This is a genomic window from Microbacterium sp. zg-YB36 (assembly GCF_024623575.2).
Lineage (GTDB): Bacteria > Actinomycetota > Actinomycetes > Actinomycetales > Microbacteriaceae > Microbacterium.
This window is the reverse complement of the sequence record NZ_JANJFD020000001.1, coordinates 1,267,128-1,284,442: the sequence shown is the minus strand read 5'-3', so window position 1 is coordinate 1,284,442 and position 17,315 is coordinate 1,267,128. Positions and strand designations below refer to the sequence as shown.

The following is a 17,315-nucleotide window of genomic DNA, read 5'->3' as shown; positions in this document are numbered from 1 at the left end:
ACCGGGTCACGAACGCGGGACCAGCGTCAGCAGCGTCGCTTCGGGCGCGCACCCGAAACGCACCGGGGCGTAGATGGAGTGTCCGATGCCGGCACTGACGTTCAGCGGCACGGTACTGCCGCCGCTGGTCCAGGTGCTCAGTCCCCGCGCCTGGTGGAGCGGGATGTCGCAGTTCGCCACGAGGGCCGAGGGTGACCCGGGGATGCGCACCTGTCCGCCGTGGGTGTGACCGGCCAGCACCAGATCGGCCCCGCGCGCGGTGAAGTCGTCCAGGATGCGCCGGTACGGGGCATGCGTGACGCCCAGCTCGAGGTCGCCGGCGGGGACGGGGGAGAGGGCGGCCGCCATCGCGTCGAGGTCGTCCCAATCGCGGTGGGCGTCGCTGACGCCATACGCACGGACGCGCAACCCGCCGGCATCCACCGTCGTCGCCTTGTTGTTCAGATCCGCCCAGCCGAGATCGTCGGTGAGGAACCTGTCCAGCGCGCCGGTGTCGAGCCGCGTGGTCTTGCGGCGGCGCTGCGAAGGTCCGCTGAAGTACCGCAGCGGGTTGCGCGGCGACGGGGCGACGAGGTCGTTGGAGCCGTGTACGAACACGCCGGGGATCCCGGCGAACGGTGCGAGGGCGATGCGGATGCCGCGGATGCCGTCGACGTGCCCGAGGTTGTCGCCGGTGTTGACCACCAGGTCGGGCTCAAGTTCGGCGAGCGAGGCGATCCATCGCTGCTTGCGGCCCTGCCACGGCGCCATATGCGCATCCGAGATATGGAGGATGCGCAGCGGCCGCGAGCCGGGGGCGAGCACGGGGAGCTCGTGACGGCGCAGTGTGTACAGGTGCCGCTCGATGCCGATGCCCCAGATCGCGGCGCCCGCGCCCACCGCTCCCACCGCCGCGAGGGCGGTGAGAGCGGCGCGCGGTGCTCGGGCGCGGTCAGCCACAGACGAGCGTGATGGTCGCGCTGCGGCCGGTCACGGTGCCGGCCGCGGGGTCGGTGCCGGTGACGGAGCGATCGTCATCATCGTCGTTGCCCGGGCCGCCGCCTCCACCGCCGTCGGTGCACGGTGTGATGGAAGAGAACCCGGCGCTGCGCAGCGCGTCGACGGCCTTGTCCATGTCCATTCCGGCCACGGTGGGCACAGCCACGCCCTGGCCGTTGCTGGGACTGATCACGATGGTGGTACCGCTGGTCACGCGCCCGGCACCGGGATTTTGCACCGTGATGGTTCCGGCGGGCTGGACCCCGTCCACTGGCTCGGTCACATCGACGTTGAAGCCGGCATCCTCCAGAGTCCTGGTGGCATCATCGACGCCCATGCCGATGACGTTCGGCAGGTCCACGTAGACGCGGCGGGTCAGGTTGTTGTCGGGCGCGGGGAACGCGTCGCCGCCGTACTTGGCGTTCGCGGCGCGCTGCATGTCGGGCCAGATCGCGTGCCGCATGCGCCATAGTGCGTAGCCGTTGGCGTAAAGACGGTGCAGCTGGGACTCACCGATCACGTTGCCGACCCAGACGACCGTGGCGACCTTGGTCGAGCTGCCGTCCATCCAGGTCTGGAACTGCTGGTGGATGCCGGTCTTGCCGATCACCGGCACACCGTCGTAGGTGCGCGAAGCGACCGCCGATCCGTTGCTCAGCACGTTCGCCAGCGTGTAGGCCGCAGTGGCGGCCACCGACTGGTCGAGCACGCGGGTGCAGGTCCTCTGGGGGATGGGCAGTTCGGCCCCGGCGGAGTCGGTGATCCGGTCGATCGCCTTCGGCTCGCAATACGTGCCGCCCGAGGCGATGGTGGCGTAGACGCCCGCCATGTCGATCGGCGCGATGTTCATCGAGCCGAGGATGTCGTACGGCGCGTTGCCGGCCTCGTATGTCTTGGTGCCATCGGCGAGGGTCACGCCCATGCGGTCGGCAAGCTGGTTGATCTCGCAGACGTTGAGCTTCTCGGCCATCGCGAAGAATCCGGTGTTGAGCGAGTCGGCGGTGAACTTGAACGGGCTGCTGGTGTAGCCGCGCGACCCCTCGAAGTTGCCGATGTCCGCACCGACGACGGTCTGCACGCCGCCGTCGCAGCCGCGGTCGATCTTGAAGTTGCGCACCGTGCCGTTGAGGGTCTCGTTGATGGAGTGGCCCTTCTCCAGCCAGTCCAGCAGCGTGAACACCTTGTAGGTCGAGCCGACGTTGAAGCCGTTGGAGCCGCCGTTGACCTTGCGGGTGTTGAAGTTGATCGCGGAGTACGCCGGATCGGCCAGCTGGTCGCTGGATTGCGAGTACAGCGTGTTCTGCGCCATCGACAGCACGCGGCCGGTGCCGACTTCGATCTGTACGCCGGTGGAGCCGAGCTCGATGCCGGTCATCGTGGCCGGAACGATCGACAGGGCCTCTTCAGCCGCGAGCTGCAGATCCAGATCCAGCGTCGTGTAGACGCGCAACCCGCCCTGGCGCAGCATCGCCTTGCGTTCGTCGGGCGTTTCTCCGAAGACCGGATCGTTCTCGATGATCGTGCGCACATAGTCGCAGAAGTAGGCCGACCCGCCGGCCATCTGGCAGCCCTGATCGGTCGGGGTGATCTGTGGCGTGATCGGCTCAGCGACGGCCGCGTCGTATTCCGCTTGGGTGATCTTGCCGTCCGCGAGCATGCGGGTGAGCACGTAATTGCGCCGGTCGAGGGTCTTCTGGAACCCGTTGGCGGCGTTGTTGGACTCGCTGTCGCGGTCGATGCGGTACCCGTTGGGCTCCTGCACCATGCCGGCGAGAGTCGCGGCCTGGGCCAGCGACAGGTTCGCGGCATCCACCCCGAAGTAGTACTTCGCTGCGGCGCCGATGCCGTAGTTCGATCCGCCGAAGTTCACGATGTTGAGGTACCCGAGAAGGATCTCGTCCTTCGTGTACGTCTTCTCCAGCTGGATCGCGAAACGCATCTCCTGCAGCTTGCGCTGCAGTCCGCCCTCGGAGATGTTGGAGTTGGTCGCCTCGGAGTAGCAGGCGTTCTTCTCGTCTACCGTCGCGGCGTTCATTTCACAACGCTGCACGAGGATGTTCTTGACGTACTGCTGGCTGATCGAGGATCCGCCGCGGTCGTCGGTGCCGCGCACGTTGGCGATCAGGGCGCTCATCGTGCCGGCGAGGTCGACGCCGCCGTGCTTGTAGAAGTTCTTGTCCTCGCTGGAGAGCACCGCGTCGTAGGCGAGGGTGCTGATCTGGTCGAACTCCAGCGGTACGCGGTTCTGGTCGTAGAACCGTGCGAGCAACTGTGGCTGGTCGCCGACGGTCGCGTAGATCTCGGTGGGCTCCATGAGTTCGTCGATCTCGAGGTAGCTGGGCATGTTCTCGAACATCGAGATCGCGTTGCCTGCTGCATACCCGGATACGGCGATTGCGGGGGTGACCGTTGCGGTGATGAGAATGCCGGCCACGGTGCTCAAGCCGACCAGGCCGAGCACTCCGCCGAGCACGCCGCTGGCCGTCCGTTTCTTATGGGGCATAGGCTGATCGTAAGCCAGAACCCTGGGCGAAGGCTCGACAGGATGCCGTGCGTCGCGCCCTGTGGTATCGGCGAAACCACCCCCGAACTGTTCAGATCCGGAGCCGCGATGACCACGTGGGAATACCTCACCACGCCCCTGTTGATCCACAATACCGCCGCAATCCTCAACAACTGGGGCAAGCAGGGCTGGGAACTGGTGCAGGTGGTGACCGGCCCGGAAGGCGGGCTTGTGGCCTACCTCAAGCGCCCCACCGGCGGTGGCTCGACCAACGCCGGGTTGGATGCCGCCGCGCAGGCGGCCCGCCAGTTCGAGCAGGAGTGACCGTGAGCGTCACGCAGCGCCTGGCCGAACTCGGCATCGACCTGCCCACCGTCGTGCCGCCGGTGGCCGCGTATGTACCGGCGAAGGTACACGGCGATCTCGTCTACACCGCCGGCCAGTTGCCGATGGTCTCCGGCGCCCTGCCGGCGACCGGAAAGGTGGGCGACGGCCATGGCCTCGTGCCCGCCGCCGATGCCGCCATCTTCGCGCGGCAGTGCGCGCTGAACGCCCTCGCGGCCGCGGCTGACGCCGTCGGCGGTGTCGACCGCATCGCCGGTGTGCTCAAGGTCACCGGCTTCGTGGCATCCGTTGCGGAATTCACCGGCCAGCCCGGGGTCATCAACGGTGCCAGCGAAGTGCTGGGCGAGATCTTCGGCGACGCCGGGCGGCACGCCCGCTCGGCCGTCGGTGTGCCGGTGCTGCCACTGGACAGCCCGGTCGAGGTCGAGGTGGTCTTCATCGTCGGCTGAGCCGGCGGCGCGCGCATTCCCCGAGTGGATGCCGGTGGGGCGGATGCCGCTCAGCGCACCTGCGCACTGATGACGCTCATGACGGCGGTATCGGCCAGCGTCGTGGTGTCGCCCACCTCGCGGCCTTCGGCCACGTCCCGCAGCAGGCGCCGCATGATCTTGCCGGAGCGTGTCTTGGGCAGCTCGCCCACGATGTACACGTCGCGGGGGCGGGCGATCGGGCCGATCTGCTCGCTCACCCAGGTACGCAGCCCGCCGGCCAAGCCGGCGGGGGAGTGCGCCGACAGGTAGCTCTGCTTGATGATGACGAACGCCACCACGGCCTGTCCGGTCGTCTCGTCGGAGGCGCCGACCACCGCCGCTTCGGCAACGGCCTCGTTCCCGACGAGGGCGGATTCGATCTCGGTCGTCGACAGCCGGTGCCCCGACACGTTCATGACGTCGTCAACGCGGCCCATCAGCCACACGTCGCCGTCGTCGTCCAGGCGTGCGCCGTCGCCGGCGAAGTAGTAGCCCTGCGTGCGGAACTTCTCCCAGTAGGTCTCGACGAACCGGTCCGGGTCGCCCCAGATGCCGCGCAGCATGCTGGGCCAGGGCTCGGTCACCACGAGCAACCCGCCGTTGCCGTTGCCGACGTGCGTGCCGTCCTCGTCGACGACGTCGATCGCGATGCCGGGAAGAGCCACCTGCGCCGAACCCGGCTTGGTCTCGGTCACTCCCGGCAGCGCCGAGATCATGATCGCGCCGGTCTCGGTCTGCCACCACGTGTCCACGATCGGGGTGGTCTTGCCGCCGATGATCTTGCGGTACCACATCCACGCCTCGGGGTTGATGGGTTCCCCCACCGAGCCGAGCAGCCGCAGCGATGACAGATCGAAGCGCTGCGGCACCTCGCGCCCGATCTTCATGAACGACCGGATCGCGGTGGGGGCGGTGTAGAGGATCGACACCTTGTACTTCTCGACGATCTCCCACCAGCGGCCCGGATGCGGCATGTCGGGGGTGCCTTCGTAAAGCACCTGCGTCGCGCCGTTGGACAGCGGCCCGTACACGACGTAGCTGTGCCCGGTCACCCAGCCGATGTCGGCCGTGCACCAGAACACGTCGGTTTCGGGGTGCAGGTCGTGCACCACTTTGTTCGTGAAGGTCGTCTGCGTGAGGTACCCGCCAGAGGTGTGCAGGATGCCTTTGGGCTTACCCGTCGTCCCCGACGTGTACAGGATGAACAGCGGGTTCTCGGCGGGGAACGGCTGCGCCGTGTGGTCGGCCGAGGCCGCGGGCACGACGTCGTGCCACCACAGGTCGCGGCCCTCGGTCCACTCCACCTCGTTGCCGCCGCGACGGACCACCAGCACGTGCTCGACGGTCTCTTGGGCGCCGCTGCCGTTGCGTCCGGCCAGGGCGAGATCCACCGCGGTCTTCAGCGGTGACACCTTTCCCTTGCGGTACCCGCCGTCGGCGGTGATCACGAGCTTCGCGCCGGCGTCGTCGATGCGGGTGCGCAGGCTGTCGGCGGAGAACCCCCCGAACACCACCGAGTGGACGGCGCCGACGCGGGCGACGGCGAGCATGGCCGCCACCGCCTCGGGGATCATCGGCAGGTAGATCGCGACGCGGTCACCGGCGACCACGCCGAGGTCGGTGAACACGTTGGCGAGGCGTTTGACCTCGTCGGTGAGCTCGGCGTACGTGACGCGGCGCTCGTCGCCCGGCTCGCCCTCCCACAACAGCGCCACCCGGTCGCCGTTGCCCGCTTCGACGTGACGGTCGAGGCAGTTGTATGCCACGTTCAGCTCGCCGTCGGCGAACCAGGTCGCAAACGGCGGGTTCGACCAGTCGAGCACCTGCGTGAATGGGGTGTCCCAGTGCAGCAGCTCGCGGGCCTGGGTCGCCCAGAACCCCTCCCGGTCGCCCGCGGCCTGCTCGTACAGCTCGGCGGTCGCCACGGCGTTGGCCGCGAAATCCTCGGCCGGAGCGAACCGGCGGGTCTCGTTCAGCAGGTGGTCGATCTGGCTGCTCATGTCGGCGCGCTCCTTTGCGGGTCGGCGATGACGGGTCTTCGGTCATCGCGGGTCACTCTATGCAGCGACGCGGCGCGGTCACTACCGCCGATAGTGGGTGGCGCGCGCCGCGACGAGACGAATCTGCTTTGACACGGCGCGCATATTTGGTGCGGCGCGTAGAGGTTTGTATGCTCGGGCCCAGCCGAATTCAAATTCTGGCATATGCAACGCCCGTCCTCCCCCCGGACGGTGTTCGTTGCCCTGGCGGCATCCCATTCCCCCCATGGGATGCCGCCACTCTTCTGCCCGGCGAGTCCACCGGTCGGTTCCGTCGCGGCAGGGGAGTCGACCCTGTTCGTCCCCGTGCCGCGCGCGCGCCTTGATTCCTCCTGCTCGTTTTACCGAGGTGGCGGTCCGGCCGGAGCGCCGGGCGGCGGGGGCGGAACCGGGAAGGGATCGAGCTGCGAGCTGAACGTCGTCCGCATCCGGGCCACGTCATCGAGGATGCTGGTGAGCACGACGCCCGGGCGCAGCAACTGGCCGCGCGCCAGACCAATGCCTCCCGGGGTGCCCATGAAGATGAGGTCGCCGGGCAGCAGCTCGACCGTCTCGGACAGCCGGGCGATCACCTCCGGAACGCCGTACACAAGCTCCCCGGTCGAGGCCGCCTGCACGGTCAGTACCCCGTCCACCCCCGGTCCTTCCAGGGTGGCGCTATAGGGGATGTCGTCTGGGTCGTCGAATTCGTCCGGCGTAACGAGGTACGGGCCGAACGGACCCGCGCCTGCGAAGGACTTGGCCATGCTGAACTGCTGAGGCACGGAAGCGTGCAGCATCCGGTCCCGGTCGCTGAGGTCCTGACCGACGCAGACCCCCGCCACGTGGTCCCACGCCTCGTCGGCGGGATGCCCCGACCGCCACGGCCGACGGCCACCACGACCGCGGTCTCGTAGTCCACCATCGGCCCGCCGAGCGACACGTCCTCGAACGGGCCGGTCAGTGACGAGCGGAACTTCGTCAGCACGATGAGCTCTTCCGGGATGCTCATGCCGGGCAGCGCTGCGCCGTCGGGGTGGTTCGTCATGAGCGTGAACACCTGCGCGGGCCGCGGCACCGGCGCGAGCAGGCCGGTCTCGTCGAACGGCTCGCTGGCGGCAGAGTGGCGGAGCCCGCCCAGGAAGCGAAGTCCGGCCACGCCGCAAGCACGTCCATGGGATCCGGTCCGAAGCGACCGTCGCTCGCGACGGCGACGTCGACGGCACGGTCGCCGTCGATGACCACGGCGCGGCCACCAAGGTTGCCTACGCGCATGTCAGTCCTCCGACCGCGCGACGCCGAAGCGCACGCCAGGGGCGGCTGAGGCGGGCCGAGTGGCGCTGCCCCAGATGCCGGACTTGCCCGGGCTCAGGATGCCGTTCGGGTCGAGGGCATTCTTGATGCGCTCGTAGAGCTCCGCCCTGGTTCCGCCGGCGAAGTCCTGCTCGGCGAGCACCTGGTCCATGAACAGCGTGCCGGCGCGATACTCGGTCCAGCCGCGCTGCGCGCACTCGTGAATGAGATCGGACACCAGCGCAACCGACACCGCGTTGTCGATATCCGCACCGCGGTTCGGAAGCATCGGCATCCCCTTGAGCGGCACCGGCGGGATCACGACGAGCGAGCGCGCGGAGTGCATGTGGAACCCGGGCGGCATACCTCCCACGCGACCGTGTCGCTCGAACACCTCGTTGATGAGGTTCCATACCTCGACGTATGCCTCTCCAATGTTCGGAATGACCGGGGCGATGAACAGGCCGTAGTGCGCGTTCTCCCAGTCTGGTTCCTCGAGGTCGGTCGGAAGCCCCGCGGCCATCCGCGCGTTCGCATTCCACATCGTGTAGTCGTAGGGCGCCTCGTACACCGCGGTGTCGTACGTGAGTCCATCGATGCCCTGGAGCGCCGCGAGCGTCGCCTCCCACTTTGCGTCGATGACGGAGCGGGGGCCGTGCCAGCCGAGGCGAGAGCGCAGGCGCTGAGGTGGTGGGCCGGCCGGAGCAGCGTCGTGGGGCGGGGCCATATCACCCGGCGCGCTGGCGGGGAAGTCCGGTCCGCTACTGACCCCATTCTCGAGGATGCGGCGCCGACGCAGGTCGCCGAGGATGTCCATGAACTCCGCCATCCGGCTGAAGTCCTCGAGGTACAGCTCGGAGTGGCGGAATGCCGCCGGCTCGGGGCTCAGCCAGAATCCGGCCTTCGTCACGATCCCGAAGTTCGACTGCGAGAACAGTCCATCAACGATCGGGCCGTAGCCGTACTTGTTCTCGTGCCACACGGTCGAGCCGTCCATCGACCCGGACCCGGTGCGCACCAGCGTGCCGTCGGCGAGGACGACCTCGAGCCCGCACAACGACTCGAAGCGCTCGGACATGATGTCGTAGCCGATCCCGCGCTCCAGCGCGTTGCCGATGATGCTCGAGTACGGGGACGACGTCGTGCCCGGCCACAGCTTCAGGCCGCGCCGCTCGATCTCTGCGAGCAGCTCACCGGTGGCCACCCCGGGCTCCACGACAGCGTAGGCGCGCTTCTCGTCGATCTCCAGGATGCGGTTCATGCGCTGCAGGTTGAGCGCGACATCCCCGCGACGAACCGGCGCCGGCCCGCCGTAGCCGAAGTTGCGGCCCCGCGAACTCGTCCACAGCGCCACGCCGGTCTCGTTGGCCAGCCGCACGATTGCCTGCACCTCCTCCGTAGAGGCGGGGCGCACGGCCCCGCCCGGGCGGGGCTCGTGCTCGGTCTCGTAGTAGGCGCCGAACCGGTCGCGCAGGGTGTCCAGCCGTTCGTCGTCCGACGCGTACACGTGCGCTTCGCCGACGATTTCGCGCGCACGGTCGAGGAAGAGGTGAAGCTGAGGTGATGTCATCGTGTTCTCCAAGATGTCTGAGATTGCATGCTCGCCCCTATCGACGCCGGGGACGCTGACCAGTTACGAACTTGAGCGCGCTGACGACGCCCACCGCTTGGGCAGGGTCATCCCACGAACCGGTCTCCCGCATGCTCAGCCGGTCACCCCGCCCTCGGTCAGCCCCGCCAGGACCCGGCGCTGCAAGAAGATGTAGGCGATGAGAAGCGGCACGCTCGTGAGCACGACGTTCGCGAAAACGAGGTTCCACCGGACGCCGTAAGTCCCCGAGTTGGCGAACTGGTACAGCGCGAGCGGCAAAGTCGCCGATTCGCTCCCCTGCAGCAGGAACAGCGCGAAGAAGAAGTCGTTCCATACCGAGATCACCAGTAGCACCGCCGCGGTGAACAGCACAGGTGCGAGCAACGGCAGGACGACGTGCCAGTAGATCTGCCAGCGGTTCGCGCCGTCGATCTGCGCGGCCTCCTCATAGCTGGTCGGGAGGGCCTGAACGAACCCCGTCGCGATGAAGACCACCACCCCCAGCCTGGTTCCGATGATCGTGAGCGCGTAGCCCGGCATCGATCCGGTTCAAACCCACCTGCGTAACTCGATGGTGTTGCCGGAGTGCTCCTCGTACGCCTTGTAGAGGTTCAGCAGCGCGTCGCTGTCGGCGGTGATGTGCCACATCGTCAGCGTCACGCCGGTGGGCACCTCGCTGGCACCAGCGGTCCCGCCAGAGGAGCACGCCGCCAGGGACAGGGTTACAGCGGCCGCGGCGACAATGCCGGGGGCGCAGCGAAGTTTCTTTTTCGTCATGTGATCGCACCTTGCGCAGGATTCGGGTAAGCGTCCCGGCCGCGACCGACCGGATTGCTCCGTCTACTTTGACGAGCGGAGAAAGTGAACAACTTCGTTCAGTGGGAAACTATCGTAAGAATCAACAAGATATCAAAGTGGCGGAAAACGCGGGAACCGTCACCCTCCTCGCCCCCCGTTGGGACAGCAGGAGAAGTGTACGAGACGGTTCTGTTGAACGTCGCAAACGGCCGCGGGGCCGACGTGCGGTCTCACTGCGGTCGACGAAGATCGTCCGCAGCCCCCGTGTCAGCTCCGTGACCACGGCCGCGATCGCCCTCAATAATGCGAAGCTGTCGGCGGGTGTTGTCGAATTGTTGTCACGGCGCGCGGGCGAGGTCCGCCGCCACGCGGCGCGCTCGTTTGGTCGGCGCGTGCGGTGTTTGTAAGCTCGATCCGAGCCGATTTCTTTCGGCATTCGCAGCGCCCGTCCTCCCCCCGGACGGTGTTCGTTGTCAGGGCGGCATCCCATCCCCCCATGGGATGCCGCCCATCCTTGTTCCCGCCTCCTCCCAGGGCGGCTGCAGCCGGCGTTCGTCCACCGATCGCCCGGTGGGCACTCCGCCGCGTCCTGGACACGGCCTACCGTCGGTGCATGACCAGCACGTTCGTCGTCGTCCCGCGCCGCGCAGCGGCGGTGACCCCCACGGCTGAGGTGTCAGCCCTCGTCGGCGTCGAGCCCCGACCGACGACCCTCTCGGATCCGTTGCTGCGCCCGCCCGCCGCCGTGGCCGCACCCCGCCAAGTGCTCGCTCGCAAGCTGCCCACCGATACCGCGCTGGCACCGCTCGCGCCCTACCTGGCCGACCCGGCGGTCACCGACGTGTTCGTCAACGGTGCCGAGGGGCTCTTCGTCGACCGCGGTCACGGCGCCCAGCCGGTGCTCGCGTGGCGGGCGGACGAGGCGGACGTCCGAGCGCTCGCCGTCGACCTCATCGCGCTCGGCGGGCGTCATCTCGATGACGCGACGCCCTGCGTCGACGTGCAACTGGCCGGCGGCATCAGGGTGCACGCCGTGCTGCCGCCGGTGTCGCGGGGCGGCACCATGATCTCGGTGCGAGCGCCCGCCGCCGAGGTCCCCGACCTCGACGCGCTGCAGACCCGCGGCATGTTCGGCATCCGCACCCGGGAGCTGCTCGAGGCGGTCGTCGACGAGCGCGTCAACGTGCTGATCACCGGTGCCACCGGGGCGGGAAAGACGACCCTGCTTGCGGCCCTGCTCGGCCGGGTGCCGTCCACCGAGCGGATCGTCACGATCGAGGACGTCGCCGAGCTGCGTCTGCGGCATCCGCATCACGTGCGCTTGGAGGCACGTCAACCGAACCTCGAGGGTGCCGGTTCCGTCTCCCTGGCGCGGCTGGTGCGCGAGGCGCTGCGGATGCGTCCCGATCGTCTCGTGGTGGGGGAGTGCCGCGGCGAAGAGGTGCGGGAGTTGCTCACCGCGCTCAACACCGGCCACCACGGCGGGGCCGGCACGCTGCACGCCGGCGGCATCGACGACGTGCCCGCCCGGCTGGAGGCTCTGGGCGCGCTTGCCGGGATGGATGAGCGCGCGGTCGCACGGCAGGTCGTCAGTGCGATCGGCTGCATCGTGCACGTGGCGCGCGGGGCGGACGGGGCGCGCAAGGTCGCGGGGATGGCGTGGCCCGTGCTGTCCGGCGGGGCGTTGTCGCTCGAGGCGGTGCCGCGGTGATCGGCTGGCGCCCGCGAACTCCGGATGCGAATGCCGCGGCGATCCGCCGACGCCGACGCCCGCAAGCCCCCGATGCGGATGCCGCGGCGACCACCGTGCTGCAGCTTGCGGTGCTGCTGCAGGCCGGGATCACACCGGACCGTGCCTGGCAGCACCTCGCCTCGTCCGGAAACGCCACGGCGGCGGGCGTGTGCGCGCGGGTCGCGGAGGGTGCGGCGCTGCCGGCAGCCATCGCGGGGGCCGATGGCACCTGGCGCCACGTCGCCGACGCCTGGTCGGTGGCGACGACCGTCGGGGCCCCGCTGGCCGTGAGCCTGCGGGCGGTCGCCGAAGCGCTGCGCGATGCCCAGGCGGCCGCCGACGACGTGCGGGTCGCGCTCGCCGAGCCGATCGCGACGGCACGACTCATCGCCTGGCTGCCGCTGGTCGCGGTCGCCCTCGGCGCAGCGCTCGGCTTCAACGCCGTGGGCGTCGTCTTCACCCAGCCGCTGGGCACGGTAGCGGTCGTGGCGGGCGCCCTGCTCATGTTCGCCGCGCGCGGGTGGACCGCCCGGCTGATCGCACGCGCGCAGCCGCCCCCGGGAGTTCCCGGCTTGGATGCCGAACTGCTCGCCGTCGCCCTCGCCGGCGGCGTCTCGATTCCCCGCGCCCGAGATCTCGTCACTGCGACCGGCATGCAAGAGCACCCGCGCACCGTCGCCGTGCTCGACCTCTCCCGCACGGCCGGCGCGCCCGCGGTCGAGCTGCTGCGCGCCGACGCCGCCCACGCCCGCCACCGTTCGCGCGTCGAGGGGCGGCTGCGCGCGGCGCGCCTGTCGTCACGCCTGCTGCTGCCGCTCGGCGTCTGCACGCTCCCCGCCTTCCTCCTGCTCGGGGTGGCGCCCATGCTCCTCGGCGTGCTCGCGACGACGCCGCTCACTCTCTGACCCGTGCCCGAACCACCTCACGACAAGGAGAATCATGACGAGAACGACACCCGACCCCCTGCCCGGCCTCACCCGCCGCCGCGCGGCCCGGCTACTGAAAGAGGACTCCGGCGCCGCCACCGCCGAGTATGCGATCGCGACGATGGCCGCCGTTGCGTTCGCCGGGCTGCTGGTGATCATCATGCGTTCGGACGAAGTGCGCGGCATCCTCACCGATCTCATCCGCCGAGCCCTCACCGTCGCCTGATGAGCAGCCGCCGGTGGGACGATCGCGGCTCGGCCGCCGCCGAGTTCGCGGTCGCCCTGCCGGCGGTGATCATCGTGTTCCTGCTGTTCGCCGGGGCGCTGACCGCCTCGGGGCGCCAGGTCAGACTCGAGCAGGGCGCGGCGCAGGGCGCGCGCCTCGCGGCGCGGGGCGAAGCCGACGGGCGCGTGCAGGATGCCGTGTCGCGCGCGGTCACCGGTGCCGCCGCCACCATCGGATCCGACGGCGACCTCGTGTGCGTCACCGCGACCGCGCCGACGGGCCTGCCGTTGCCGCTCGGCGACCTGCGCGCGACGGCGTGCGCCGTGGGGGAGGGGCGCTGATGCCCGGTACAGTCGCCACTGTCGGCGTGCTCGCGGCCGGCGTGCTGTTCGGCGCGTCGCTGTTGAGCGTCGGAACCGCGGCGGCGTGGAGCCAGCGGCTGGCGGGAGCGGCCGATGCCGCCGCGCTCGCCGCCGCCGACGCGGCATCCGGCGCCCTCGCCGGCGTGCCCTGTGAACGTGCCGCGCAGGTCGGCGCCACCGTGGGGGCAGAGGTGATCGCGTGCGAACTCGACGGCCTCGTGGCCACCGTCACCCTCGGTGCGACGTACGGCGTGCTGCCCGTCTCGGCGGCGGCGCGCGCAGGTCCGCCTCCCGCTGCGCCGTGACGCGCAGTGACGGACGTCACGGATTTTTCATAGCAGCTTCCAAATTGAGCCGCGAACGTCGCAGTGGTTATCCTGTCGCCGCGACTCTAGCGGTGGTCCCGACCGTCAGCTTCATTCGTCCGGGCCACCGATGGGTATGCGGCGTGGTCATTCCGCCGCATTGCCACGCAAGTCGGAAGGCAATCATGAACTCACACCTCTCTTCCCCCGCCCGTTCCCGCCACCGCAAACACGGTCTGCTCGCGCTTGTGGGCACACTCGCCGCCGCAGCCTTGGTGGTGACGCCGTTGACGGCCGCACAAGCGAGCGTCGACGACGGGACCCCGGTGGCCGACGCCAGAATTGGACCGAACACCGAGATCGTCACCAAGGCCCCCGCCGAGGGACTGCGGACCACGGTCTATCTGCCACCCACGGCCATCGTGCCCGACCCCGCAACCCCGTATCCGGACGATGCAGCGGCGGACTTCACCTCGCAGTACGGGTTCATCGGCATCATCACCACCACGTCGGTCGGTGACCCGTCCCTGATCGGCGAGATGTACTGCATCTCCGTGCGCACTCCCGCCGCCGCAGGCATCAGCTACCAGTCGGGGACGTGGTCCGAGGCCAACGTGCCGAACATCGGTTACGTCACCTACCTCCTCAACAACTACTTCCCGGCGGTCGCTGCGCCGGCGGGGCTGACGCCCGACCAGCAGGCGGCCGCCGTCCAGGCGGCGATCTGGTACTTCACGGACGGGGTGGTGCTGGGCGCCGATTCGCCTGTTCGCGCTGCCACCGAGGCGATGATCGCGGCCGCCCAGGCCAACGGGCCGGTCACCGAGCCGGCGGCGCCCGAGGTGGCGATCAACCCGGCATCCGTCTCTGCACCCGTGGGGAGCGTGGCAGGCCCCTACGTCGTCACGGCCGAGGGCGCCGCGGCGGTGACCGTGAGCGTGCCGGACGGCTACACGATGTACAGCGACGCCGCCGCCACGACGCCGATCCCGAACGCGAGCAGCGTCCCACTCCCATCGGGGACAACATCCATCTGGATCACCGGGCCAGGGGCGACGGACGTGGAAACCGTCCTCAATGCCCGAGCCACCGTGACGGTGCAGCGCGGCAACATCTACCTCTACGACGGCGACACCCCGTTGTACAGCACCGCGCAGCCGCTGATCCTCGCCGACACGACGCAGTTGGATGCCGTCGCGACGGCGATGACGGAGTTCTTCACCGCCCGGGAGCTCACCGTCAACAAGGCATATGCCGGCGGCGCGGTGGGTCAGCAGGGCGCGGCCCAGCTCGTGATCGACTGCGGCGAGGGCTACACGTTCACGCAGGACATCCCTGCAGGGACCAGCGCGACCCAGACCTATAGGTTCCCCGGCATCCCGGTCGGCAACACCTGCACGGTCACAGAGCCGGCCACCGGCGCCACCACCGAGGTGGGCGTCACCACCGACGCGCCGCAGACGGGCACGATGGTGGAGGCGGGTCTGGCGCTGACGGTGACGAACACCGTCGAGCTCAACCCCGGCTCGCTCAACGTGGTCAAGGTCATCAACGGCACGGGAGCCGGGCAGCAGTCCACCATCTCCCTGTCGGTGATCTGCGAGAACGGGTTGGCCGAGACCTTCGACATCCCCGCCGGCGCGGTCGCCGGGGAGTATGCGCGGACGTTCGGCGACCTGCCCGCCGGCACGGAGTGCACCGTCGCGGAGCGGGAGGCCGGTGGCAACAGCTCGGTGAGCGTGGTCGCTGACGACCCGGTGACGGTGACGATCGCGCCGGGGGCGATCACGGATGCCAGGCTGATCAACACCGTGCAGCCGGCGCAGAGCACCCCGAGCGGTGGCGGGCAGAGCACCCCGAGCGGTGGCGGGCAGAGCACCCCGAGCGGTGGCGGGCAGAGCACCCCGAGCGGTGGCGGGCAGAGCACCCCGAGCGGTGGCGGGCAGAGCACCCCGAGCGGTGGCGCGGAGGGAACCCCGAGCGGTGGCGCGGAGGGAACCCCGAGCGGTGGCGCGCCCGGCACCCCGAGCGGGGGCGCGGAGACCACCGCGACCGGGGGCGCGCTGGCGATGTCGGGAGGCGACGCGCCGATGCCGTTGCTGGGGCTGGCTGCGGGCGTGATCGGTCTCGGTGTGCTGCTGATGGTGGCCGTCCAGGCGAACCGTCGCAACGCCGAATGAGATGAGGGTGGGGCGGATGCCGAGGCATCCGCCAGTCCGCCGCACTGCGAAGAATTCGGAAGGCAATCATGAACTCACCATTCTCTTCCCCCACCCGTTCCCGCCACCGCAAACACGGTCTGCTCGCGCTTGTGGGCACATTCGCCGCGGCAGCCTTGGTGGCGACGCCGTTGACGGCCGCACAAGCGAGCATCGACGACGCGACCCCGGTGGCCGATGCCGGGAGGGGATCGAACACCGAGATCGTCACCACGGGCATCGACGAGGGATTGCGGACCACGGGCTATCTGCCCCCCACGGCCATCGTGCCCGATCCCGCAACCCCGTATCCGGACGGCCCACCGGCGGACTACACCTCACGGTCGGGGTTCATCGGCATCATCACCACGAAGTCGGTCGATGACCCGTCCAGCACCCGCGAGATGTACTGCATCGCCGCACGCACTCCCACCGCCGTCGACATCGGCTACCAGTCGGGGACGTGGTCGGAGGCCAATGTGCCGAACATCGGTTACGTCACCTACCTCCTCAACAACTACTTCCCGGCGGTCGATGCGCCGGCAGAGCTGACGCCCGACCAGCAGGCGGCCGCCACCCAGGCGGCGATCTGGTACTTCACGGACGGGCTGGTGCTGGGCGCGGAGTCGCCTGTGGTTCGCGCTGCCACCGCGGCGATGATCGCGGACGCCCAGGCCAACGGGCCGGTCACCGAGCCGGCGGCCGAGGTGGCGATCAACCCGGCATTCGTCTCCGCACCCGCGAAGAGCGTGGCAGGCCCCTACGTCGTCACGGTCGAGGGTGCTGAGGCGGTGACCGTGAGCGTGCCGGACGACTACACGATGTACAGCGACTCCGCCGCCACGACGCCGATCGCGAACGGGAGCAGCGTCCCGTCGGAGACATCCATCTGGATCACCGGGCCAGGGGTGCCGGGCGTGGAAACCGTCCTGACCGCCCGAGCCACCGTGACGGTGCAGCGAGGCAGCATCTACCTCTACGACGGCAACACCCCGTCGTACAGCGAGGCGCAGCCGCTGGTCCTCGCCGACACGACGCAGCGGGAGGCCGTCGCGACGGCGACGACGGAGTTCTTCGAGCTCAATCCCGGCGCACTCAACGTCGTCAAGGTCATCAACGGCACGGGAGCCGGCCAGCAGTCCGCCATCTCCCTGTCGGTGATCTGCGAGAACGGGTTGGCCGAGACCTTCGACATCGCGGCCGGCGCGGCCGCGGGGGAGTACGCGCGGACGTTCGGCGACCTGCCCGCCGGCACGGAGTGCACCGTCGCGGAGCGGGAGTCGGGCGATAACAGCTCGGTGAGCGTGGTCGCTGACGACCCGGTGACGGTGACGATCGCGCCGGGGGCAGCCACGGAGGCCAGGCTGACCAACACAGTGGAGCCGGTGAAGGCCGTGCCCGGTGGCGCGGTGTCGATGTCAGGAGGCGACGCGCTGGCGAAGACGGGAGGCGATGCGCCGACGCCGCTGCTGGCGCTGGCAGCGGGCGTGATCGGTCTCGGAGTGCTGCTGATGGCGGCCGTCCGAGCGAAGCGCCGCAGGGCCGAGTGAGGTGAGGGTGGGGTGGATGC

16 protein-coding genes are annotated in these 17,315 nt (G+C 69.5%); 9 read left to right on the top strand and 7 right to left on the bottom strand.

Annotated features, from left to right (window positions below):
- Window positions 1-6 precede the first annotated feature (6 nt).
- Window positions 7-939 carry a metallophosphoesterase gene (locus NQ151_RS06565; RefSeq protein ID WP_257527475.1) on the bottom strand — a complete coding sequence of 311 codons (933 nt, stop codon included), beginning with the start codon at window positions 937-939 and terminating at the stop codon, window positions 7-9.
- The gene (locus NQ151_RS06560; protein WP_257508130.1) at window positions 932-3,481 is read right to left on the bottom strand and encodes a transglycosylase domain-containing protein; all 2,550 of its coding nucleotides are present in this window, start codon (window positions 3,479-3,481) and stop codon (window positions 932-934) included. Before NQ151_RS06560 ends, NQ151_RS06565 begins: the two co-directional genes overlap by 8 nt.
- A 108-nt stretch (window positions 3,482-3,589) precedes the next feature.
- On the opposite strand from NQ151_RS06560, the gene sp36 reads away from it, so the two are divergent.
- Together sp36 and NQ151_RS06550 are read left to right on the top strand one after the other, a co-directional pair.
- Window positions 3,590-3,805 (top strand): Sp36 family protein, encoded by a 216-nt coding sequence (gene sp36 / locus NQ151_RS06555; RefSeq protein WP_257508131.1) that lies wholly within the window; start codon window positions 3,590-3,592, stop codon window positions 3,803-3,805.
- A gap of 2 nt (window positions 3,806-3,807) precedes the next feature.
- Entirely contained in the window at window positions 3,808-4,275 is a 468-nt protein-coding gene (locus tag NQ151_RS06550; protein WP_257508132.1) for a RidA family protein, read from the top strand.
- A 50-nt stretch (window positions 4,276-4,325) separates the two neighbouring features.
- On the opposite strand, the gene acs is transcribed toward NQ151_RS06550, so the two are convergent.
- The 5 genes from acs to NQ151_RS06525 form a co-directional block, all read right to left on the bottom strand.
- A complete protein-coding gene (acs, locus tag NQ151_RS06545; protein WP_257527474.1) occupies window positions 4,326-6,296 on the bottom strand; it encodes an acetate--CoA ligase in 1,971 nt (656 codons plus the stop codon).
- A gap of 380 nt (window positions 6,297-6,676) precedes the next feature.
- Window positions 6,677-7,540, bottom strand: a complete 864-nt coding sequence (locus tag NQ151_RS06540; protein WP_257527841.1) for a fumarylacetoacetate hydrolase family protein — start codon at window positions 7,538-7,540, stop codon at window positions 6,677-6,679.
- 50 nt (window positions 7,541-7,590) lie between these two features.
- Window positions 7,591-9,177: an FAD-binding oxidoreductase gene (locus tag NQ151_RS06535; RefSeq protein ID WP_257527473.1), complete on the bottom strand. Its 1,587-nt coding sequence runs from the start codon at window positions 9,175-9,177 to the stop codon at window positions 7,591-7,593.
- A 135-nt stretch (window positions 9,178-9,312) separates the two neighbouring features.
- Window positions 9,313-9,738, bottom strand: a complete 426-nt coding sequence (locus NQ151_RS06530; RefSeq protein ID WP_257527472.1) for a carbohydrate ABC transporter permease — start codon at window positions 9,736-9,738, stop codon at window positions 9,313-9,315.
- Between the two features lie 9 nt (window positions 9,739-9,747).
- Entirely contained in the window at window positions 9,748-9,975 is a 228-nt protein-coding gene (locus NQ151_RS06525; protein ID WP_257527471.1) for a hypothetical protein, read from the bottom strand.
- Window positions 9,976-10,609: 634 nt separating this feature from the next.
- Here NQ151_RS06525 and NQ151_RS06520 point away from each other — a divergent pair.
- The 7 genes from NQ151_RS06520 (at window position 10,610) to NQ151_RS06490 (ending at window position 17,295) form a co-directional block, all read left to right on the top strand.
- Complete coding sequence (locus NQ151_RS06520) at window positions 10,610-11,707, top strand: TadA family conjugal transfer-associated ATPase (protein ID WP_257527470.1); 1,098 nt, start codon at window positions 10,610-10,612, stop codon at window positions 11,705-11,707.
- Window positions 11,704-12,633: a type II secretion system F family protein gene (locus NQ151_RS06515; protein WP_353477561.1), complete on the top strand. Its 930-nt coding sequence runs from the start codon at window positions 11,704-11,706 to the stop codon at window positions 12,631-12,633. Before NQ151_RS06520 ends, NQ151_RS06515 begins: the two co-directional genes overlap by 4 nt.
- Window positions 12,634-12,667: 34 nt before the next feature.
- The gene (locus tag NQ151_RS06510; protein WP_257508140.1) at window positions 12,668-12,880 is read left to right on the top strand and encodes a DUF4244 domain-containing protein; all 213 of its coding nucleotides are present in this window, start codon (window positions 12,668-12,670) and stop codon (window positions 12,878-12,880) included.
- Complete coding sequence (locus tag NQ151_RS06505; protein WP_257508141.1) at window positions 12,880-13,221, top strand: TadE family type IV pilus minor pilin; 342 nt, start codon at window positions 12,880-12,882, stop codon at window positions 13,219-13,221. The genes NQ151_RS06510 and NQ151_RS06505 overlap by 1 nt, the downstream gene beginning before the upstream one ends.
- Window positions 13,221-13,547, top strand: a complete 327-nt coding sequence (locus NQ151_RS06500; RefSeq protein ID WP_257527469.1) for an Rv3654c family TadE-like protein — start codon at window positions 13,221-13,223, stop codon at window positions 13,545-13,547. The genes NQ151_RS06505 and NQ151_RS06500 overlap by 1 nt, the downstream gene beginning before the upstream one ends.
- Window positions 13,548-13,732: 185 nt before the next feature.
- On the top strand, window positions 13,733-15,727 hold the full coding sequence (locus NQ151_RS06495) for a DUF5979 domain-containing protein (protein WP_257527468.1): 1,995 nt from the start codon (window positions 13,733-13,735) through the stop codon (window positions 15,725-15,727).
- A gap of 68 nt (window positions 15,728-15,795) precedes the next feature.
- Window positions 15,796-17,295, top strand: coding sequence for a DUF5979 domain-containing protein (locus tag NQ151_RS06490; protein WP_257527467.1), 1,500 nt, complete (start codon window positions 15,796-15,798; stop codon window positions 17,293-17,295).
- Window positions 17,296-17,315 lie beyond the last annotated feature (20 nt).